Annotated in this window: 18 protein-coding genes; 11 read left to right on the top strand and 7 right to left on the bottom strand. The window is 62.0% G+C overall.

The genetic code is table 11. The features are described from left to right. Positions 1-10 precede the first annotated feature (10 nt). The 4 genes from NY023_RS27120 to aspA all read right to left on the bottom strand — a co-directional run bounded on the left by NY023_RS27120 (position 11) and on the right by aspA (position 4990). Positions 11-1114: a polyamine ABC transporter substrate-binding protein gene (locus NY023_RS27120; RefSeq protein WP_013974832.1), complete on the bottom strand. Its 1104-nt coding sequence runs from the start codon at positions 1112-1114 to the stop codon at positions 11-13. After that, on the bottom strand, positions 1114-2157 hold the full coding sequence (locus tag NY023_RS27115) for a histone deacetylase family protein (RefSeq protein ID WP_013974831.1): 1044 nt from the start codon (positions 2155-2157) through the stop codon (positions 1114-1116). Before NY023_RS27115 ends, NY023_RS27120 begins: the two co-directional genes overlap by 1 nt. 232 nt (positions 2158-2389) lie before the next feature. After that, positions 2390-3382 (bottom strand): AraC family transcriptional regulator, encoded by a 993-nt coding sequence (locus NY023_RS27110; RefSeq protein WP_013974830.1) that lies wholly within the window; start codon positions 3380-3382, stop codon positions 2390-2392. Between the two features lie 183 nt (positions 3383-3565). Further along, on the bottom strand, positions 3566-4990 hold the full coding sequence (gene aspA, locus NY023_RS27105; RefSeq protein ID WP_003260072.1) for an aspartate ammonia-lyase: 1425 nt from the start codon (positions 4988-4990) through the stop codon (positions 3566-3568). A gap of 182 nt (positions 4991-5172) precedes the next feature. On the opposite strand from aspA, the gene NY023_RS27100 reads away from it, so the two are divergent. After that, positions 5173-6090 (top strand): LysR substrate-binding domain-containing protein, encoded by a 918-nt coding sequence (locus NY023_RS27100; RefSeq protein ID WP_013974829.1) that lies wholly within the window; start codon positions 5173-5175, stop codon positions 6088-6090. On the opposite strand, the gene NY023_RS27095 is transcribed toward NY023_RS27100, so the two are convergent. Continuing rightward, positions 6082-6708: a hypothetical protein gene (locus NY023_RS27095; protein ID WP_013974828.1), complete on the bottom strand. Its 627-nt coding sequence runs from the start codon at positions 6706-6708 to the stop codon at positions 6082-6084. The genes NY023_RS27100 and NY023_RS27095 overlap by 9 nt on opposite strands. Positions 6709-6978: 270 nt before the next feature. Between NY023_RS27095 and purE the strand changes: the two genes are divergently transcribed. The 4 genes from purE to NY023_RS27075 all read left to right on the top strand — a co-directional run bounded on the left by purE (position 6979) and on the right by NY023_RS27075 (position 9487). Further along, positions 6979-7470 carry a 5-(carboxyamino)imidazole ribonucleotide mutase gene (purE, locus tag NY023_RS27090; protein WP_003253304.1) on the top strand — a complete coding sequence of 164 codons (492 nt, stop codon included), beginning with the start codon at positions 6979-6981 and terminating at the stop codon, positions 7468-7470. 10 nt (positions 7471-7480) lie between these two features. Then, positions 7481-8563, top strand: a complete 1083-nt coding sequence (locus tag NY023_RS27085) for a 5-(carboxyamino)imidazole ribonucleotide synthase (RefSeq protein WP_013974827.1) — start codon at positions 7481-7483, stop codon at positions 8561-8563. Between the two features lie 96 nt (positions 8564-8659). Continuing rightward, positions 8660-8905 (top strand): GlsB/YeaQ/YmgE family stress response membrane protein, encoded by a 246-nt coding sequence (locus NY023_RS27080; RefSeq protein ID WP_013974826.1) that lies wholly within the window; start codon positions 8660-8662, stop codon positions 8903-8905. Positions 8906-8953: 48 nt separating this feature from the next. Beyond that, entirely contained in the window at positions 8954-9487 is a 534-nt protein-coding gene (locus NY023_RS27075; protein WP_371033897.1) for a DUF3299 domain-containing protein, read from the top strand. A gap of 124 nt (positions 9488-9611) precedes the next feature. Here the strand turns inward: NY023_RS27075 and NY023_RS27070 are convergent, their stop codons facing one another. Both NY023_RS27070 and NY023_RS27065 read right to left on the bottom strand, forming a co-directional pair. Then, positions 9612-10508 (bottom strand): D-hexose-6-phosphate mutarotase, encoded by an 897-nt coding sequence (locus tag NY023_RS27070; RefSeq protein WP_031324246.1) that lies wholly within the window; start codon positions 10506-10508, stop codon positions 9612-9614. Between the two features lie 71 nt (positions 10509-10579). Then, the gene (locus NY023_RS27065; RefSeq protein ID WP_003253317.1) at positions 10580-10978 is read right to left on the bottom strand and encodes an acyl-CoA thioesterase; all 399 of its coding nucleotides are present in this window, start codon (positions 10976-10978) and stop codon (positions 10580-10582) included. Between the two features lie 361 nt (positions 10979-11339). On the opposite strand from NY023_RS27065, the gene NY023_RS27060 reads away from it, so the two are divergent. From NY023_RS27060 to phoU, 6 genes are all read left to right on the top strand, one after another. Beyond that, positions 11340-12629: an MFS transporter gene (locus NY023_RS27060; protein WP_003258167.1), complete on the top strand. Its 1290-nt coding sequence runs from the start codon at positions 11340-11342 to the stop codon at positions 12627-12629. Between the two features lie 224 nt (positions 12630-12853). Continuing rightward, positions 12854-13852 carry a phosphate ABC transporter substrate-binding protein PstS gene (locus tag NY023_RS27055; protein ID WP_013974822.1) on the top strand — a complete coding sequence of 333 codons (999 nt, stop codon included), beginning with the start codon at positions 12854-12856 and terminating at the stop codon, positions 13850-13852. A gap of 139 nt (positions 13853-13991) precedes the next feature. Further along, positions 13992-16280, top strand: coding sequence for an ABC transporter permease subunit (locus NY023_RS27050; RefSeq protein WP_023660638.1), 2289 nt, complete (start codon positions 13992-13994; stop codon positions 16278-16280). A 71-nt stretch (positions 16281-16351) separates the two neighbouring features. Next, complete coding sequence (pstA, locus tag NY023_RS27045) at positions 16352-17968, top strand: phosphate ABC transporter permease PstA (protein WP_169774682.1); 1617 nt, start codon at positions 16352-16354, stop codon at positions 17966-17968. Between the two features lie 72 nt (positions 17969-18040). After that, positions 18041-18874, top strand: a complete 834-nt coding sequence (gene pstB, locus NY023_RS27040; protein WP_003258171.1) for a phosphate ABC transporter ATP-binding protein PstB — start codon at positions 18041-18043, stop codon at positions 18872-18874. A gap of 168 nt (positions 18875-19042) precedes the next feature. Beyond that, complete coding sequence (gene phoU, locus NY023_RS27035) at positions 19043-19813, top strand: phosphate signaling complex protein PhoU (protein WP_013974818.1); 771 nt, start codon at positions 19043-19045, stop codon at positions 19811-19813. Positions 19814-19844 lie beyond the last annotated feature (31 nt).

Raw genomic sequence — 19844 nt, 5'->3', positions numbered from 1 at the left:
CGGCTCTAAATCAGGTACCAGACTTGATCCGTGTCCAGGCCCTGGTCCGAGCTCGCTCGACATCCCGCGCCAAGGGCTTGAGGGTATACAGCTTGGCCATCGCCTCCGCTGTCGGATACAGGTTGGGGTTGTTGCGAATCGCCGGGTCGACCTTGTCGGTCGCATCCTTGTTCGGGTTCGGGTACCCGACAAAGTCGCTGATAGGCGCAATCACCTCAGGCCGCAGTAAGTAGTTGATGAACGCGTGGGCATCTTCCGGGTTGGTCGCATTCTTCGGAATCGCCAGCATGTCGAACCAGATCGGTGCACCTTCCTTGGGCAGGCGCATGTCCACCACCACGCCATTCTTCGCCTCGCGGGCGCGGTTGGCTGCCTGAGAGAAGCTACCGCTGTAGCCCACTGCAACGCAGATATCGCCGTTGGCGATGTCAGCCATGTACTTCGAGGAATGGAAGTAGGTGATGTGCGGGCGAATCTTCAGCATCAGCGCTTCGGCTTTCTTGTAATCAGCCGGTTTGTCGCTGTTCGGTGGCAGGCCCAGGTACTGCAGGGCCAGCGGCATGATCTCCGACGGCGAGTCGAGCAGGGCCACGCCGCATTGCTTGAGCTTAGCGATGTTCTCTTCCTTGAAGATCAGGTCCCAACTGTCCACCGGGGCGTTGTCGCCGAGCGCAGCCTTGACCTTGGCCGGGTTGAAGCCGATCAACACTGTGCCGTACATGTAGGGTACGGCAAATTTGTTGCCGGGGTCGTTGGCTTCGATCAGCTTCATCAGCGCCGGGTCCAGGTGCTGCCAGTTCGGCAGCTTGCTGCGGTCCAGCGGCTGGAACACACCCGCTTCGATCTGCTTGGCGAGGAACACGTTGGATGGCACTACCACGTCATATCCGGAGTTGCCGGTCAGCAGTTTCGCTTCCAGCGCCTCGTTGGTGTCGAAGATGTCGTAGACCAGCTTCACTCCGCTGTCTTTCTGGAACTCGGTGAGAGTTTGCGGAGTGATGTAGTCGAACCAGTTGAACACCCGCAGGGTGCGCTGTTCGGCCTGGGCCTGCAGGGCACCAGTGAACAGGGTAGCGGCGATGAACGGGGCGAGCAGACGCTTGAGTCGAACCATTATCGGGCTCCTGGCTGGGCCTGCTGGAAGCCTTCCAGCACATTGACCGCGTTGATACCGATTTCTTCCACAGCGTAGCCGCCTTCCATCACGAAAAGGGTCGGCTTGCCGAGCTGGGCGATGCGCTTGCCCATTTCCAGGTAGTCCGGGCTGTCCAGCTTGAACTGCGAGATCGGGTCGTCTTTGAAGGTATCCACACCCAGCGAGATCACCAGCACTTCAGCGTCATAGGCGGCGATGCGCTGGCAGGCGTCCTCCAGGGCGGCGTTCCAGGCGGCCCAGTCGCTGCCAGCCGGCAGTGGGTAGTTGATGTTGCAGCCTTCGCCGGCACCCTCGCCGGTTTCATCGGCATAGCCGAGGAAGAACGGGAACTCGTCGCGCGGGTCGCCATGGATCGAGGCGAAGAACACATCGTTGCGGCTGTAGAAGATGTCTTGGGTGCCGTTGCCGTGGTGATAGTCGACATCGAGAATTGCGACCTTGCGCCGGCCCTGGTCAAGGAAGGCCTGGGCGGCGATGGCGGCGTTGTTCAGGTAGCAATAGCCGCCCATGACTTCGCCAGCCGCATGGTGCCCTGGCGGGCGGCACAGGGCGAAGGCGGAATGGGCGCCTTGCTGGATCGCCGCCTGGGCGGTGAGGGCGACCTGGGCGGCGCTGTAGGCAGCCTGCCAGGTCCCGGCGGTGATCGGTGCGCCGGCGTCGAAGCTGTAGTAGCCCAGCTCACCGTGCAGGCCGGTGGGTTTTATCTGGCGCAGGGAGCGTGCGGGCCAGGTGAATGGCAGCAGGTCGCCTTCCTGGCCCAGTGCGGCCCAGCGCGCCCAGGCACCTTCGAAGAAATCCAGGTAGTCGGCACTGTGGATGCGCAGCAACGGTGCACGGCCATAGTCGGTGGGGCCCTGGATGTCGCCAAGGTTGCGCTTTTTCACCTGGTCGAGCACATGGTCGGCGCGTGACGGCATTTCGAAACAGGGCATCAGCTTGCCGTCGATCAGCTCGCAGCGGCCATGGTGCAGGCGGTGGTCATCGGAATAGATCGTCAGCATTGTTGTTCTCCATTGGATACTGGCGTGGGCCCATTTTCATGGGCGAGCCAGTGGGGGAGAACGACGCATACGGCCAAAAGGGGATCGATGTGGCCAAGCTTCATTGGCAGAATTTGTTGGTGGCCTGTACTGGCCCTTTCGCGGGTGAACCCGCTCCCACAGGTACAGTGTTGCACCTGAGTGGGTGCAATCCCTGTGGGAGCGGGTTCACCCGCGAAAGGGCCGGTACAGTTCAACCGCGAAAATGGCTTGGCGCTACACCACTCCAGCGCTGGAAGGCATGCCGAAAACTGGCGGTCTCGCTGAACCCCAGGGACTCGGCAATCCGGTAGATCGGCATCTGCGCATCAGCCAGCAACTGTTTGGCCCGCTCGAACCTCAGTTCATCCAGCAGCTGTTGATAACTGCTGCCCAACGCCTGCAAATGCCGGCGCAGGGTGCGCGATGAGCAGTTCATCTGCCGTGCCAGCCCTTCCAGCCCGGGCGCTGCATCCAGTTGCTGCGCCAGCAGTTGGCGAATCCGCCCCAGCCAGGCCTGGCGGCCGGTGAATTCCAGGTTCAGGCGCCGGCAGCGTTCGCTCATTGCCTTGTGGGTAATCGGGTCGGCCAGCGGCAGTGGCGTGTCCAGCCAGCGCCGTTCGAAGGCAAAGGCATTGTCCTCGGCGTCGAAACCGACCGGGCACTGGAATGCCCCGGTATAGAGAGCATGGTAACCGGGCCGTGGGTGTTCAAAACGAGCACCCAGCAGGGGCAGCGGGCGGCCGAGCAGGTCGTCGCAGATGACCTTCAGCGACACCAGGCAGAACTCTGCATTGAAGGCGGTCAGCGCCGGGCTGTCGTGGTAATCGCTGGCGCTGAACCAGACACGCTGACCGTCATCGAGCAAACGCAGCTTGAAGATTGTTCCCAGCAGTGCCGGATACTGCAGTGCCAAGCGCAAGGCGTCACCCAAAGTGGCACTGGAGAGCAGGGCGTAACCAAGCATGCCGTAGCACGACACATGCATGCGCTGGCCCAGCTCCAGGCCTATATCTTCGCGTCGGGCAACGGCGTTGGCGCACACCTGCAGTTCCTGCTGGGTGGTGATACGCGCATCGGCATGGCCCAGGTCTGCCGGGCCGATGCCGCTGCCGGCCAGCAGCGCCGACGCCTCGCAACCGTCTGCCTGGAAGACGTTGAGGATCAGCGAAACCGCGTTGAGGGTGGTCAGGTGGCTGTGCAGCATGCTGGGTAATCCCGTTGGCCTGGGACGCATTATGGAGCAAGTTGTGTGCCGATGTTCGGGGGGCCGAAAAGCAGCCCCAAAATCCTTCAGGCAAAAAAAAGGCCCGAAGCATAGGCTCGGGCCTTTGAAAGGTTGAGAGGTGTCTAGTCCCTCGACCTGGTGAGACTGTTTACAGCAGCCTGGTTACGCCTTCAGCGGAACCAGACGGGGAGCGATCATGTTTTCCGGACGCAGGATGTCGTCGAGCATCGCGTCGTCCAGCAGCTTCTCTTCGCGCACCAGTTCCAGTACGCCGCGGCCGGTTTCCAGGGCAACGCGGGCGATACGGGTGGCGTTTTCGTAGCCGATGTACGGGTTCAGGGCGGTGACCAGGCCGATCGAGTGCTCGACCAGTTCACGGCAGCGCTGTTCGTTGGCGGTGATGCCGACGATGCAGTGCTCGCGCAGCATGTCCATGGCACGTTGCAGCAGGCGGATCGAGTCGAAGATCTTGTAGGCGATCAGCGGCTCCATCACGTTCAGCTGCAGCTGGCCACCTTCGGCGGCGACGGTCAGGGCCAGGTCGTTGCCCATGATGGCGAAGGCCACCTGGTTGACGGCTTCCGGGATAACCGGGTTGACCTTGCCTGGCATGATCGAGCTGCCTGGCTGACGCGCTGGCAGGTTGATCTCGTTGATGCCGGTGCGTGGGCCGCTGGACAGCAGGCGCAGGTCGTTGCAAATCTTCGACAGCTTGACTGCAGTACGCTTGAGCATGCCGGAGAACAGTACGAAGGCGCCCATGTCGGAGGTGGCTTCGATCAGGTCGGCAGCCGGTACCAGCGGTTGGCCGCTGATGGCAGCCAGGCGCTGTACGGCCAGGGCCTGGTAGCCAGGGTCGGCGTTGATGCCGGTACCGATGGCGGTACCGCCCAGGTTGATTTCGGTCAGCAGTTCCGGGGCCAGCGAGCGCAGGCGCTGCAGGTCCTCGGTCATGGTGGTGGCGAAGGCACGGAATTCCTGGCCCAGGGTCATCGGTACCGCGTCCTGCAGCTGGGTACGGCCCATCTTCAGTACGTGGTCGAACTCTTTACCCTTGGCAGCGAAGGCCTGGATCAGGCTGTCGAGGCTGGCCAGCAGCGCGTCGTGGCCCAGCAGCAGGCCCAGGCGGATAGCCGTCGGGTAGGCGTCGTTGGTCGACTGCGCCATGTTCACGTCGTTGTTCGGGTGCAGGTACTGGTACTCACCCTTCTGGTGGCCCATGGCCTCCAGCGCAACGTTGGCGATCACTTCGTTGGCGTTCATGTTGGTAGAAGTACCAGCACCGCCCTGGATCATGTCCACCACGAACTGGTCGTGGTAATCGCCTTTGATCAGGCGGGCGCAGGCTGCGGTGATGGCAGCGTGCTTGGCATCGCTCAGGTGGCCCAGCTCACGGTTGGCGTCAGCAGCAGCCTGCTTGACCATGGCCAGGGCCACGACCAGCTTCGGGTAGTGCGACAGCGGAACACCGGAGAGGTGGAAGTTGTTGGCAGCGCGCAGGGTCTGGATGCCGTAGTAGGCATCTGCAGGAACTTCAAGGGTACCCAACAAATCTTTTTCGACGCGGAACGATGCAGCGGAGGACATGATGTATATCATCTCGATTTTGACCCGGCACATGCCGGAATGGCGCCAATCCTAGGCCTGAAGGTGATTTTGCGGCCAATGCTGTTGCACGCTAACCTATGCACAAACGGCATAGTGTTTCATGTGACGCCAATTGATATTCGAGCGTGTTCCATTTTGGTGCGCGCCAGGAGATGTGCTTCGTGAACCTTGAAAGCAAATGGCTGGAAGACTTCAGCGCGCTGGCTGCGACCCGCAGTTTTTCCCAGGCGGCAGAGCGGCGTTTCGTTACCCAACCTGCCTTCAGCCGGCGTATACGCAGTCTGGAAGCAGCTTTGGGCCTGCAATTGGTGAATCGTTCCCGCACGCCGATCGAACTGACCGAGGCCGGGCAGCTGTTTCTCGTCACCGCGCGTACTGTTGTCGACCAATTGAGCGAAATTCTCCGCCATTTGCATCACCTGGAGGGCGGGCAGGGTGAAGTGGTACAGGTGGCCGCTGCACACTCGCTGGCGTCGGGCTTTTTCCCGCGTTGGGTGGCCCAGTTGCGCAACGATGGTTTGAACATCGCCACCCGCCTGGTTGCGACCAACGTCGGAGATGCCGTACATGCATTGCGTGAAGGTGGTTGCGACCTGATGCTGGCCTTCTATGACCCGGATGCCGCCTTGCAGATGGATGCCGAAATCTTCCCGTCGCTGCACATGGGCACCACTGAAATGTTGCCGGTGTGCGCCGTGGATGCCGACGGCAAGCCGTTGTTCGACCTGGAAGGCGAGGGCAGTGTGCCGCTGCTGGCGTATACCGCCGGCGCTTTCCTCGGTCGGTCGGTCAATTTGCTGCTGCGCCAGCGAAATCTGCGCTATACCACCGTCTACGAAACCGCCATGGCCGACAGCCTCAAGAGCATGGCGTTGGAGGGCATGGGCATCGCCTGGGTGCCGCGCCTGTCGATGCGTGGCGAACTGGAGCGGGGCGAACTGGCGATCTGCGGCGGCAGCCAGTGGCATGTGCCACTGGAAATTCGTCTGTACCGCTGCGCACTGGTGCGCAAGGCCAACGTCCGCTTGTTGTGGCGAAAGCTTGAGTCGTCAGGCGCACAAGGTGAGGCTTCAGTTTGAGTTGTATTTCAAGTAGTCCGCGATATTCGCGCGATTCTTGTCGCTATAGCGGTAGCAATTGGATCGGGCCGGTACACGGGGGTGGGTGTACGTTTCACACACCCAGCCATTGAATTTCAGTTCGGCATCTTCGTGCGTGGCGCCTAGCAAATGACCGATTTCATGGGCTGGAGCACCGTATGCACCTGCCGACGCAATAGCCGTGTTTTGCTTCTGATAGGCAAGGCCTGCGTTGTAGTTCAGGCCGCTGTGATCATAGCTGTTGCGCGTCAGCAGCAGCTGTTTATCCATAAAGGAAAAGGATGGGTGGCGCTGTTGTTCATGCAGTTGCCGGGCGAAGGCCTCGAGTAGTTGAGCGGACGGCATTCCTGCATAAGCAATATCGGTAATGTGTTCTACCTCGCGTTGAAATATGACCTCGATGGACTGTTGGCTGAAACTGCGCATCTCGTCCAGCCAATGCTGAAAGAAGTCCTTGTTCAATTGCTCATCGCTCATGTCGGCAAGGTCGTCGTGAACATAGACGGTGACGGTAAGCGAGCGGGCAGCAGAAGCAGCTGGCAGTTGCAAGCTGAGTACCAGGCCACACGAAAGCGCGAAGAGGCGTGAAACACTCATATGTACGTACCTGAATTTTCGAGATCGGGGATACAAGCGTCTGGTATTCGTCAACCCAGAGGCGGCAGGAAAAAGTTGTCCTGCGAGACAGCTTGCCCTTTGATCAGACATGTGCTTGCGGGGGTGGGCGCAGGGCCTTGAAATACGCTACAATCCCGCGCCTTCGGCCGACCTGGTCGATTTAGAATCCGTATGACAAGCCACGCCGGCCCACCTGCGTGGCTTGTTGCTTTTAGCGCGCCAGAAGGCGCTTGCAGGAGAGGCTCGACGATGAGTGCACTGGTTGGCGTGATCATGGGCTCCAAGTCCGATTGGTCCACCCTTAGCCACACCGCCGATATGCTGGAAAAACTCGGCATTCCCTACGAGGTGAAGGTGGTTTCCGCCCACCGTACCCCGGATCTGCTGTTCCAGTATGCCGAGGAGGCTGAGGGTCGTGGCATCGAGGTGATCATCGCCGGTGCCGGTGGCGCTGCCCACCTGCCAGGCATGTGCGCCGCCAAGACCCACCTGCCGGTGCTGGGTGTGCCCGTGCAATCGTCGATGCTGTCGGGTGTCGATTCGCTGCTGTCGATCGTGCAGATGCCAGCCGGCGTGCCGGTTGCCACCCTGGCCATCGGTCGTGCCGGTGCGGTCAACGCGGCGCTGCTGTCGGCCAGCATCCTCGGCGCCAAGTACCCGCAGTACCACGCGGCGCTCAAGCAGTTCCGCACGGAACAGACCGACACCGTGCTGGACAACCCAGACCCGCGCCAGGCTTGAGGCTCAACCCATGAAGATCGGTGTAATCGGTGGCGGCCAGCTGGGCCGCATGCTGGCCCTGGCGGGTACCCCGCTGGGCATGAACTTCGCCTTCCTCGACCCGGCGCCGGACGCCTGCGCCGCGCCGCTGGGCGAGCACCTGCGTGCCGACTACGGCGACCAGGACCACCTGCGTCAGCTGGCCGACGAAGTCGACCTGGTCACCTTCGAGTTCGAAAGCGTCCCGGCCGAGACCGTGGCCTTCCTCTCGCAGTTCGTGCCGGTGTACCCCAGCGCCGAAGCGCTGCGCATCGCCCGTGACCGCCTGTTCGAAAAGAGCATGTTCCGTGACCTGGGTATCCCTACCCCGGCCTTCGCCGACATCCTCTCGCAGGCCGACCTGGACGCCGCGGTGGCCAGCATCGGCCTGCCGGCCGTGCTGAAAACCCGCACCCTGGGTTACGACGGCAAGGGTCAGAAGGTGCTGCGCACGCCTGAGGACGTGGTCGGTACCTTTGCCGAGCTGGGCAGCGTACCTTGCCTGCTGGAAGGCTTTGTGCCGTTCACCGGCGAAGTGTCGCTGGTAGCCGTGCGTGCCCGTGATGGTGAAACCCGCTTCTACCCGCTGGTGCACAACACCCACGAAAGCGGCATCCTGCGCCTGTCGGTCGCCAGCCAGGCGCATCCGCTGCAGGCCCTGGCCGAAGACTACGTCGGCCGTGTGCTGCAAAAGCTGGATTACGTAGGCGTCATGGCCTTCGAGTTCTTCGAAGTGGACGGTGGCCTGAAGGCCAACGAAATTGCCCCGCGCGTGCACAACTCAGGGCACTGGACCATCGAAGGCGCCGAATGCAGCCAGTTCGAGAACCACCTGCGCGCCGTCGCCGGCCTGCCGCTGGGCTCGACCGCCAAGGTCGGCGAGAGCGCGATGCTCAACTTCATCGGTGAAGTGCCGGCGGTGGAAAAGGTAGTTGCCATCGGTGACTGCCACCTGCATCACTATGGCAAGGCGTTCAAGGCCGGTCGCAAGGTTGGCCACGCCACCCTGCGCTGCCACGACATGGCCACCCTCGAGCGCAAGATTGCCGAAGTAGAAGCCCTGATCGGCAACTGATCGAACTTCTACCAGCGGCTTGCCCTCTGAAATGGCAACGAGCCAAAGCGCTGTCTAGGCTTTGGCTTGTTCCATCTTCACTGCAGAGGGATTGCCATGGGTATCATTGGAACCATCTTCATCGGCCTCATCGTTGGCCTGCTGGCCCGCTTCATCAAGCCGGGCGACGACAGCATGGGCTGGATCATGACCATCTTGCTGGGGATTGCCGGCTCCCTGCTGGCCACCTACGGCGGCCAGGCACTGGGCATCTATCAGGCCGGGCAGGCTGCGGGATTCCTTGGCGCGCTGGTCGGTGCCGTGATCCTTCTGCTGATTTACGGATTCATCAAGAAGCGCTGATTAGTGGTTAGAATGCCCGGCAATTCATTGGAGTTGCCGAGCATTTTCATGCGTGCCTTTTTCCTCGCCCCACTGTTGCTGGCCAGCGCCCTGGCCCATGCCGAACTGCCTGAAACCGACTGGCTGGAGCTGATGCCCGAGTCTGATCAGCAGGCGCTCGAGCAAATGCCCGAAATCGACCACAATTCGCCGGAAGCCATGGGTACCTTTACCGACAAGGGCGGCCTGAAGCAGAGCAAAGGCCTGCCGGCGGTGATGTACTCGACCAAGACGGTGGCGGCCATGAATGGCAAGGATATTCGCCTTGGGGGCTACCCGGTGCCGCTGGAGAGTGATGCCAAGGGCAACAGCACGCTGTTCTTCCTGGTGCCGTACCCGGGCGCGTGCATCCATGTGCCGCCGCCACCGCCGAACCAGCTGGTGCTGGTGCGCTATCCGAAGGGTCTGAAGATCGATGATATCTACACACCGCTGTGGGTCAGCGGCAAGCTGAAGGTGGAGAAGGTCAGCAATGACCTGGCCGATGCGGCCTATGCGCTGGATGCCGGGAAGGTGAGGGTGGTGGAGGACGCAGACCTCTGATCGCCTGCACTGGCCTCTTCGCGGGCTTGCCCGCTCCCACAGGTACTCCACAATTTTCAAGGCTTGTGGAGTACCTGTGGGAGCGGGCAAGCCCGCGAAGAGGCCCGCATAGGCACTGCAAGACTCAGATCATTTCACAGCCAATCCTGACCACCAGCGAGCTGCTGCCCCCAGGCTTCAATTCCACCAAGTCATCCCACACATTCGCCGTCTCGATGCACAGCATCCGCTGCCACCCATCGTCGGCCATGTCTGGCAGTTCCCTGGCCCGTTCAGTCCAAGGGTTCCAGATCACCGCCGAGCGCGACCCACTGCTGGTCAAGGTAATGCGCCGCTCCCAATGCGGGTCGACGATGCTAAGAGTTTGCGGGGTCGCCAGGTAGATCCGGTCAGTCTCCCCGGCAAACCCTAGTGGCCCCTTCTGCTGGCGCTGCTCCCAGTCAGCCAGGGTCTCGATATAGCTCAGCCCTTCCACCCCTTCGACCCGCGCTTGGCGCACATCACTGACGGCAAAGTAGCTGTGCAGTGCCTGGCTGATGGTGACGGGGGTATTTCCCATGTTCCGGCTGGTCAGGTTCAGCCGCAGGTCCTCGCCCAGCTCCACTACCAGCTTCAGCTCGACGTCATGAGGCCAGCCAGGCAGGTCACCCTGCGCTTCCGGCAGTTCGAATTCGATGCGCAGGCCTTCGCCCGCCTCCTCGATACCCAGCAATTGCCAGTCGCGCGCGCGCGCCAGGCCGTGGGCGGGTGCCTGTTCGCCGTGGTACATGGCCTGCACGGCCTGGGGGTTGCGCTGCAGGTTGCCGAACCACGGCCAGCACACCGGCACACCGGCGCGTACCGACTTGCCCTTACGGAAGATGGCCTGGTCGCTCAGCCACAGCAGCGGTGGCTGGCCAACGCGCTGGTAGCTGAGGATCTGCGCGCCCTGCTGGGCGATCAGTAGTTCGGCGTGGTCACTGCTGATACGCCAGCAGTTGAGTTCGCCATGTTGCTCGGTTACGACCTGGAAGGTAGCCATTGCATTCATCTCATTGATTGCCAGTGGGCCTTGGACCCGGGCACATGCAATGAGTTTACCGCCGGCGTGGCTCAGCGACGAGGTACGGAGCGGGTGCGGCCACTGCCGTCGATAGCGACGAAGACGAAGACTGCTTCGGTGACCTTGCGCCATTCGCTGGACAGCGGGTCGTCGCTCCACACTTCGACCATCATCTGGATCGAGCTGCGGCCGATTTCCAGGGTCTGGGTATAGAACGATAGCTGCGCGCCGACGGCGACCGGGACCAGAAAGGCCATGCGGTCGATGGCCACGGTGGCCACGCGGCCGCCGGCGACACGACTGGCCATGGCGGTGCCGGCCAGGTCCATCTGGGCGACAAGCCAGCCGCCGAAGATGTCGCCAAACCCGTTGGTTTCGCGCGGGAGTGCGGTGATCTGCAAGGCCAGGTCGCCTTGCGGGATTGGATCTTCTTGTTCGAGCTCAATCATGCGATGGGGCCTCTGACCCGTGACGCTTTTCGTTGGTGTGGCGCAAAGGCCGGGTAAACGATTCAGCTTGAAACATACTACGCCGATTTCGTTTCACTGGGCGGCCGTAGGGAAACTCTGCGAAACCGCCTGACAGTAATGACCGGCGTTTTCGCACAACATCCCACGTTAGGAGCAACCTTTTCCTACGAAGTGCCAGTATATAGAGCATAACGGCCAGCGACGACCGCGCATTCATGAATATGTGTAGGGATTTTGTATCGCTTTCGGCGCAGCTCAGCAATTTGCTATCTTCGCCTGTCTCCCAATCCAGAAGCCGCATGCCAAGCGGCCTGCATGCCCACAAAGAGAACAATGAGCGATGACCTCCGTGCCGAGCAGTATCGAGCAGCCTTCGCGGCCGCTGACCCGCAGTGACTACAAGACCCTCTCACTGTCCGCCCTGGGCGGCGCGCTGGAGTTCTACGACTTCATCATTTTCGTGTTCTTCGCCACAGTGGTCGGCAAGCTGTTTTTCCCGGCTGACATGCCCGAATGGCTGCGCCTGATGCAAACCTTTGGCATTTTCGCCGCCGGCTACCTGGCGCGGCCGCTGGGCGGCATCATCATGGCCCACTTCGGTGACCTGCTCGGGCGCAAGAAGATGTTCACCCTGAGCATCTTCATGATGGCCCTGCCAACGCTGATCATGGGCCTGCTGCCGACCTATGCACAGATCGGCATGTGGGCGCCGATCCTGTTGCTGCTGATGCGCGTGATCCAGGGCGCGGCCATCGGTGGCGAGGTACCGGGCGCCTGGGTATTCGTGTCCGAGCACGTGCCAGAGCGCAACACCGGCTACGCCTGCGGCACCCTCACCGCAGGCCTGACCGCGGGCATCCTGCTTGGTTCGCTGGTGGCGACCCTGATCAACAGCGTCTACAGCGCACAGGAAGTGGCCGATTACGCCTGGCGTATCCCGTTCCTGCTTGGCGGTGTATTCGGCCTGTTCTCGGTGTACCTGCGCCGTTGGCTGCACGAAACCCCGGTGTTCGCCGAGATGCAGCAGCGCAAGGCGCTGGCCGAGGAGCTGCCGTTGCGCGCGGTGCTGCGTGACCATCGCGGCGCGATCATCCTGTCGATGCTGCTGACCTGGATGCTGTCAGCCGCCATCGTGGTGCTCATCCTGATGACTCCGGCGCTGCTGCAGAGCATCTACCACATCAGCCCAACCGACTCGCTCAAGGCCAACAGCCTGGCCATCGTGCTGCTCAGCTTCGGCTGCATCGGCGCTGGCAGCCTGGCCGATCGCTTCGGCGCGGGCCGGGTGTTCGTGATCGGCAGCCTGCTGCTGCTGGCGACCTCCTGGACCTTCTACCACAGCCTGCCGACCCGGCCCGAGCTGCTGTTCCCGCTGTATGCAGTGACCGGCCTGTGCGTGGGCGTGATTGGCGCGGTGCCTTATGTGATGGTCAAGGCGTTCCCGGCGGTGGTGCGCTTCAGCGGGCTGTCGTTCTCGTACAACGTGGCCTACGCGATCTTTGGCGGGCTGACACCGATGGTGGTGACTGCGCTGCTGAAAGTGAGCCCGATGGCGCCGGCCTACTATGTGGCGGGGCTGTGTGCCGTTGGTCTGGTTGTTGGCCTGTACCTCCTGGCCAACAAGCGTTAAGGCTGCTGGCCTCTTCGCGGCTAAAGCCGCTCCTACAGAAATCGCACCGGCTTCAAGGCAATGCCGCACCTGTGGGAGCGGCTTTAGCCGCGAAGAGGCCAGACCTGCTTTTGATGATGGCCTTTCATCCAATTGTCATATTCAAGTCATATCGTATTCATGCGGCCTGCAGATACTTGGGCCCGTTCCATCCAACACCCCAATATTCCTGCTAGGAGCAAGGCATGAAACTGAAGCGTTTGATGGCGGCCCTCACCTTTGCCGCCGCTGGCGTTGCAACCGCCAACGCGGTAGCCGCTGTCGATCCTGCGATCCCGACCTACACCAAGACCACTGGTGTTTCGGGCAACCTCTCCAGCGTCGGTTCGGACACCCTCGCCAACCTGATGACTCTGTGGGCCGAGGCCTACAAGAAGGAATATCCGAACGTAAACATCCAGATCCAGGCTGCCGGCTCCTCCACCGCGCCACCCGCGCTGACCGAAGGCACCGCCAACCTCGGCCCGATGAGCCGCAAGATGAAGGACGTCGAGCTGCAGGCCTTCGAGCAGAAGTACGGCTACAAACCGACCGCCATCCCGGTCGCCGTAGACGCCCTGGCTGTGTTCGTGCACAAGGACAACCCGATCAAAGGCCTGACCATGGCCCAGGTCGACGCCATCTTCTCTTCCACCCGCCTGTGCGGTGGCAAAGCCGACGTCAAGACCTGGGGTGACCTGGGCGTGACCGGCGACCTGGCCAACAAGCCAGTACAGCTGTTCGGCCGTAACTCGGTATCGGGCACCTACGGCTACTTCAAGGAAGAAGCCCTGTGCAAAGGCGACTTCAAGCCTAACGTCAACGAACAGCCTGGCTCGGCTTCGGTCGTGCAGTCGATCAGCTCCTCGCTGAACGGCATCGGCTACTCGGGCATCGGCTACAAGACCGCCAGCGTCAAGACTGTGGCCCTGGCCAAGAAGGAAGGCGGCGAGTTCGTTGAAGACAACGAAGCCAACGCTCTGAACGGCACCTACCCGCTGTCGCGCTTCCTGTACGTCTACGTCAACAAGGCTCCGAACAAGCCTCTGGCTCCGCTGGAAGCCGAGTTCGTCAAGCTGGTGCTGTCGCAAGCCGGCCAGCAGGTCGTGGTGAAGGATGGCTACATCCCGCTGCCGGCCAAAGTCGTCGACAAGACCTTGGCTGACCTGGGCCTGTCCCACGCAGGTAACGTCGCAAAGAAGTAAGTAACTGAGGGGGAGGCCGGCGCTGATGCCCGGCCTCTTCCACGAAATTTCAGTCCGAAGCCAGGTTTCCTGTGCGGCGGGCTTTCGTGCGTCACCAATTTGTAATGTTTTTGTCACACGGGACCGCTAGGGTGTGCGCATGAATGATCTGGCCAATTCCAACATGACCCAAAACTCCCAGCCCGTGCGGATTGATTTCAATACGCCGGAGTTGCAACGCAAGCGCCGCATGCGCGCGCTAAAGGACCGCCTGACCCGCTGGTATGTACTGGTGGGCGGGCTTGCCGTATTGGCGGCTATCACCCTGATCTTCTTTTATCTGGCCTATGTGGTGCTGCCGCTGTTCCAGGGCGCCGAGCTGACCAGCAAGAAAGCCCTGGAGCCGAGCTGGCTGCAACAGGATGCCGGCAAACCGCTGATGATCGCGCTTGAAGAGCAGAACCTGGTGGGCATGCGCGTTTCGGACAAGGGCCAGGCATTGTTCTTCGATACCAAGACCGGTAACGAGCTCAAGCGTGTCGACCTGCCACTGCCGGCAGGCACCCAGGTCACTTCGATCAGTGCCGACCAGCCGGGTAGCCCGCTGGTGGTGCTGGGCTTGTCCAATGGCCAGGCGCTGGTGTTTCACCACACCTACAAGATCACCTACCCGGACAACAAGAAAACCATCGCCCCCGGCATCGACTACCCGTACGGCGAGCAGCCGTTCGTGCTCGACGAGCAGGGGCGTGCGCTGGATCATGTCAGCGTAAACGTCAATGGCGACACCCTGCTGCTGGCTGGTTCCACCGGCGCGCACCTGCAGGTGGTCGAGTTGACCCGCACCGAAAACATGATGACCGAAGAGGTCACGACCGAGCAGAACCGCATCGAACTGCCGCAGATGACCGAAACGGTGAAGAACATCTTCATCGACCCGCGTCAGCAGTGGCTGTACGTGATCAACGGCCGTGCCACCGCGGACGTGTTCAACCTGCGCGACAAGAGCCTCAACGGCCGCTACAAGCTGTCTGAAAGCGCCGACACCGAAATTACCGCCACCGCCCAGCTGGTCGGCGGCATCTCGCTGATCATCGGCGACTCCAAGGGCGGCCTGGCCCAGTGGTTCATGGCCCGTGACCCGGATGGCGAATCGCGCTTCAAGCTGATCCGCACCTTCCAGATGGGCAAGGCCGCGGTCGTACAGATCGACGCCGAAGAGCGCCGCAAGGGCTTCGTCGCCCTCGACGCCGCAGGCGAGCTGGGCGTGTTCCACAGCACCGCGCACCGTACCCTGCTGGTAGAGCCGGCCGCCGAAGGCCCAGGCATCCTGGCCCTGTCGCCACGTGCCAACCGCATCATCATCGAGGAAGGTGGCAAGCTGCTGCCACTTAGCCTGCGCAACCCGCATCCGGAAATTTCCTTCAGCGCGCTGTGGGGCAAAGTTTGGTACGAGAACTACGACGAGCCGAAATACGTCTGGCAATCGACCGCTTCGAACACCGACTTCGAGCCCAAACTGAGCCTGTCGCCGCTGACCTTCGGTACCCTCAAGGCTGCGTTCTACGCCATGATCCTGGCGGCCCCGCTGGCGATTGCCGCGGCCATCTACACCGCCTACTTCATGGCCCCGGGCATGCGCCGCAAGGTCAAGCCGGTGATCGAACTGATGGAAGCGATGCCGACGGTGATCCTCGGCTTCTTCGCCGGCCTGTTCCTGGCCCCGTATCTGGAAGGCCACCTGCCGGGCGTGTTCAGCCTGTTCCTGCTGATGCCGCTCGGTATCCTGCTGGCCGGCTTCGCCTGGACCCGCCTGCCCGAGTCGATTCGCCTGCGTATCCCGGATGGCTGGGAAGCGGCGATCCTGATCCCGGTCATCCTGTTCACCGGGTGGTTCGCCCTGACCATGAGCCCGCACCTCGAGAACTGGTTCTTTGGCGGTGACATGCGCCTGTGGATCACCAACGACCTGGGGATAACCTACGACCAGCGCAATGCCCTGGTCGTGGGTATCGCCATGGGCTTCGCGGTCATCCCGAACATCTACTCCATCGCCGAAGACGCCGTGTTCAGCGTGCCGCGCAGCCTGACCCTGGGCTCCCTGGCCCTGGGAGCGACGCCATGGCAGACCCTGACTCGCGTGGTCATCCTCACCGCCAGCCCAGGTATCTTCTCGGCGCTGATGATCGGCATGGGCCGTGCGGTGGGCGAGACCATGATCGTGCTGATGGCCACCGGCAACACCCCGGTGATGGAGCTGAACCTGTTCGAGGGCATGCGCACCCTGGCCGCCAACGTGGCGGTGGAAATGCCGGAATCGGAAGTCGGCGGCAGCCACTACCGCGTGCTGTTCCTGGCCGCGCTGGTGCTGCTGATGTTCACCTTCATCATGAACACCTTGGCCGAGCTGATTCGCCAGCGTCTGCGCAAGAAATACTCGTCGCTTTGATAGAAAGGTAGCGATCCGTGAAAAAGGATTCCCTCAAAGGCTGGTTCAAGAGCGGCGCCCCAGGCGTCTGGATGAGCGGCGGCGCGGTGGCCATGGCAGTGATCATGACCGTTGGCCTGCTGGCGGTGATTGCCGTGCGCGGCCTGGGCCACTTCTGGCCGGCCGATCTTGTCCAGGCTACCTACAAGGTGCCGGGCCAGGCCGACCATGTCGTCATTGGCGAAGTGGTGCAAAAGGAAGAAGTACCCCGTGCCCGTCTGAAGGGCGCCGGCCTGCCAGTGCCTGACCAAGGCCCGGAGTTCATGACCCGTGAGCTGATCAAGGTGGGCAACCGCGACCTCAACGGCAGCGACTTCACCTGGGTGGTCGGCGACTGGCTGGTCGACGAAAGGCACCCGACCGACCTGGTCGCCCTGGAGCGCCGCGAGTGGGGCAACTTCTACGGCTACCTGGTCAGCATCAAGGAAGAAGGCCGCGTGGTCGCCGAAGGTGCTGCGGCCTGGGTCGAACTGCAGGCCCGCCTCAAGCGCGCCAACCAGCTCAACAGCGAACTGCAAAGCCTCGAAAAGAAAGACATCGGTGCCATCAACCATGGCCTCGAGCGCCTGCGTCTGCAGGCGCGCAAGCTGGAGCTGGACGGCAAGCTGGACGCCGCCGCCCAGGCTGACATGGACGCCGAGCGCGCCGGGCTGAACAGCCGATACAAGGCCATCGAAGACCGCCTGACTGGCCTGCACCAGGCCTTCGCTCGCGACAGCCTGGTGGCCCGCGATGGCAACGGCCGTGAAGTGGAAATCAACCTCAGCAAGGTGGTACACGCCATCCAGCCTAACGCCATGTCGGGGTTCACCAAGCTGGGCACCTACTTCACCAAGGTCTGGGAGTTCCTCAGCGATGACCCGCGTGAAGCCAACACTGAGGGCGGTATCTTCCCGGCCATCTTCGGTACCGTGATGATGACTCTGATCATGGCCGTGATCGTCACCCCGTTCGGTGTGCTGGCTGCCGTGTACCTGCGCGAATACGCCAGACAGGGCCCGGTGACCCGCTTGATCCGCATCGCGGTGAACAACCTGGCTGGTGTGCCCGCGATCGTCTACGGCGTGTTCGGCCTGGGCTTCTTCGTCTACGTGCTGGGCGGCTCGATCGACCGCTTGTTCTTTCCCGAAGCACTGCCGGCGCCAACCCTGGGTACCCCAGGCCTGTTGTGGGCATCGCTGACCCTGGCGCTGCTGGCCGTGCCGGTGGTGATCGTGGCCACCGAGGAAGGCCTGGCGCGTATCCCGCGCACCGTGCGCGAAGGCTCGCTGGCCCTGGGCGCTACCAAGGCCGAGACCCTGTGGAAGATCGTCCTGCCGATGGCCAGCCCGGCGATGATGACCGGCATGATCCTCGCCGTGGCCCGCGCCGCCGGTGAAGTGGCGCCGCTGATGCTGGTGGGTGTGGTAAAGCTGGCTCCATCCCTGCCGGTGGACGGGAACTACCCGTACCTGCACCTGGACCAGAAGATCATGCACCTGGGCTTCCATATCTATGACGTCGGCTTCCAGAGCCCCAACGTAGAAGCCGCGCGGCCGCTGGTATACGCCACGGCGTTGCTGCTGGTGCTGGTGATCGCGGCCCTCAACCTCTCGGCCGTGTGGATCCGTAACCACCTGCGCGAGAAGTACAAGGCCCTCGACAGCTGATCCTGATTGCAAGCGTGCCGCCCGTGAAACGGGCGGCCCTTAGAAACGAATTGTTAGCGTATGGAGTTGACCATGCAGCAAGAATCCCATACCCACGGCATCGACATGTCTGCCCTGGGCCGCGACAAGCAGAGCCTGCGCCTGGCCGAAGAAACCGTAGCCATCGAAGTGCCGGGCCTGAGCCTGTTCTACGGTGACAAACAAGCGCTGTTCGATGTGCAGATGAACATTCCCAAGCAGCGCGTGACCGCCTTTATCGGCCCGTCCGGCTGCGGCAAGTCGACCCTGCTGCGCACCTTCAACCGCATGAACGATCTGGTTGATGGTTGCCGCGTGGAAGGCGCCATCAACCTGTATGGCAATAACATCTACCGCAAGGGCGAAGACGTGGCCGAGCTGCGCCGTCGTGTGGGCATGGTGTTCCAGAAGCCCAACCCGTTCCCAAAGACCATCTACGAAAACGTGGTCTACGGCCTGCGGATCCAGGGCATCAACAAGAAGCGCGTGCTGGACGAAGCGGTCGAATGGGCGCTGAAGGGCGCGGCACTGTGGGACGAGGTCAAGGACCGCCTGCACGATTCGGCACTGGGCCTGTCCGGTGGCCAGCAGCAGCGTCTGGTCATCGCCCGTACCATCGCCGTGGAGCCGGAAGTGCTGCTGCTCGACGAACCGTGCTCGGCACTGGACCCGATCTCGACCCTGAAGGTCGAGGAACTGATCTACGAATTGAAATCCAAGTACACCATCGTCATCGTGACCCACAACATGCAGCAGGCGGCCCGTGTTTCGGACTACACCGCGTTCATGTACATGGGCAAACTGGTCGAATTCGGGGATACCGACACCCTGTTCACCAACCCGGCGAAGAAACAGACCGAAGACTACATCACCGGTCGCTACGGCTAATCGCCGCTCCGGATAGGTGCCTGGCCGCTGTGGGAGCGGGTTTACCCGCGAAGCAGGCGCCGCGGTGTCTGGCACCGGCTTCGCCGGTGTTCGCGGGTAAACCCGCTCCTACAGGCCAGGGAACGAGACGAACAAATTGAAGCTTGCAGCTTCTTCGCGGAGCGAACGATGATCAACAAAGAAAGCCTTACGCATCACATTTCCCAGCAGTTCAACGCCGAGCTCGAAGAGGTGCGTAGTCACCTGCTGGCCATGGGTGGCCTGGTCGAAAAGCAGGTCAACGATGCAGTCACTGCGCTGATCGAAGCCGACTCGGGCCTGGCCCAGCAAGTGCGCGAAGTCGACGAGCAGATCAACCAGATGGAGCGCAACATCGACGAGGAGTGCCTGCGCATCCTCGCCCGTCGTCAGCCGGCGGCCTCCGACCTGCGTCTGATCATCAGCATCTCCAAGTCGGTGATTGACCTGGAGCGCATCGGTGACGAGTCGACCAAGATCGCCCGCCGCGCCATCCAGCTGTGCGAGGAAGGCGAGTCACCGCGCGGCTATGTCGAGGTGCGCCACATCGGCGACCAGGTACGCAACATGGTCCGCGACGCGCTGGATGCCTTTGCCCGCTTCGACGCCGACCTGGCGCTGTCGGTGGCCCAGTACGACAAGACCATCGACCGCGAATACAAGACCGCCCTGCGTGAGCTGGTGACCTACATGATGGAAGACCCGCGCTCGATCTCGCGGGTACTGAGCGTTATCTGGGTCCTGCGTTCGCTGGAGCGTATCGGCGACCATGCGCGCAATATCTCCGAGCTGGTGATCTATCTGGTGCGCGGCACCGACGTGCGTCACATGGGCCTCAAGCGCATGACGGCAGAAGTGCAAGGCACTGCTGTTTCCGACGGCGAAAACGCTAATGTTCCGGCCGAACCTGACGATAAGTAAGGTTGCTCCCGAGCATCGACGCCCGGCCTTG

The organism is Pseudomonas sp. NBB, from assembly GCF_032701105.1.
Lineage (GTDB): Bacteria > Pseudomonadota > Gammaproteobacteria > Pseudomonadales > Pseudomonadaceae > Aquipseudomonas > Aquipseudomonas asiatica.
This window is presented reverse-complemented; position numbering and strand designations above follow the sequence as displayed.

What these genes read in the sequence shown, in the direction of transcription:
- NY023_RS27115 (WP_013974831.1), bottom strand. Translation starts at nt 2,157, where the DNA reads ATGCTGACGATCTATTCCGATGACCACCGCCTGCACCATGGCCGCTGC.
- NY023_RS27065 (WP_003253317.1), bottom strand. Translation starts at nt 10,978, where the DNA reads ATGATTGAGCTCGAACAAGAAGATCCAATCCCGCAAGGCGACCTGGCC.
- NY023_RS27120 (WP_013974832.1), bottom strand. Translation starts at nt 1,114, where the DNA reads ATGGTTCGACTCAAGCGTCTGCTCGCCCCGTTCATCGCCGCTACCCTG.
- phoU (WP_013974818.1), top strand. Translation starts at nt 19,043, where the DNA reads ATGATCAACAAAGAAAGCCTTACGCATCACATTTCCCAGCAGTTCAAC.
- pstB (WP_003258171.1), top strand. Translation starts at nt 18,041, where the DNA reads ATGCAGCAAGAATCCCATACCCACGGCATCGACATGTCTGCCCTGGGC.
- NY023_RS27095 (WP_013974828.1), bottom strand. Translation starts at nt 6,708, where the DNA reads ATGAGTGTTTCACGCCTCTTCGCGCTTTCGTGTGGCCTGGTACTCAGC.
- NY023_RS27075 (WP_371033897.1), top strand. Translation starts at nt 8,954, where the DNA reads ATGCGTGCCTTTTTCCTCGCCCCACTGTTGCTGGCCAGCGCCCTGGCC.
- NY023_RS27080 (WP_013974826.1), top strand. Translation starts at nt 8,660, where the DNA reads ATGGGTATCATTGGAACCATCTTCATCGGCCTCATCGTTGGCCTGCTG.
- NY023_RS27110 (WP_013974830.1), bottom strand. Translation starts at nt 3,382, where the DNA reads ATGCTGCACAGCCACCTGACCACCCTCAACGCGGTTTCGCTGATCCTC.
- aspA (WP_003260072.1), bottom strand. Translation starts at nt 4,990, where the DNA reads ATGTCCTCCGCTGCATCGTTCCGCGTCGAAAAAGATTTGTTGGGTACC.
- NY023_RS27070 (WP_031324246.1), bottom strand. Translation starts at nt 10,508, where the DNA reads ATGGCTACCTTCCAGGTCGTAACCGAGCAACATGGCGAACTCAACTGC.
- NY023_RS27085 (WP_013974827.1), top strand. Translation starts at nt 7,481, where the DNA reads ATGAAGATCGGTGTAATCGGTGGCGGCCAGCTGGGCCGCATGCTGGCC.
- NY023_RS27055 (WP_013974822.1), top strand. Translation starts at nt 12,854, where the DNA reads ATGAAACTGAAGCGTTTGATGGCGGCCCTCACCTTTGCCGCCGCTGGC.
- NY023_RS27050 (WP_023660638.1), top strand. Translation starts at nt 13,992, where the DNA reads ATGAATGATCTGGCCAATTCCAACATGACCCAAAACTCCCAGCCCGTG.
- pstA (WP_169774682.1), top strand. Translation starts at nt 16,352, where the DNA reads ATGAGCGGCGGCGCGGTGGCCATGGCAGTGATCATGACCGTTGGCCTG.
- NY023_RS27060 (WP_003258167.1), top strand. Translation starts at nt 11,340, where the DNA reads ATGACCTCCGTGCCGAGCAGTATCGAGCAGCCTTCGCGGCCGCTGACC.
- purE (WP_003253304.1), top strand. Translation starts at nt 6,979, where the DNA reads ATGAGTGCACTGGTTGGCGTGATCATGGGCTCCAAGTCCGATTGGTCC.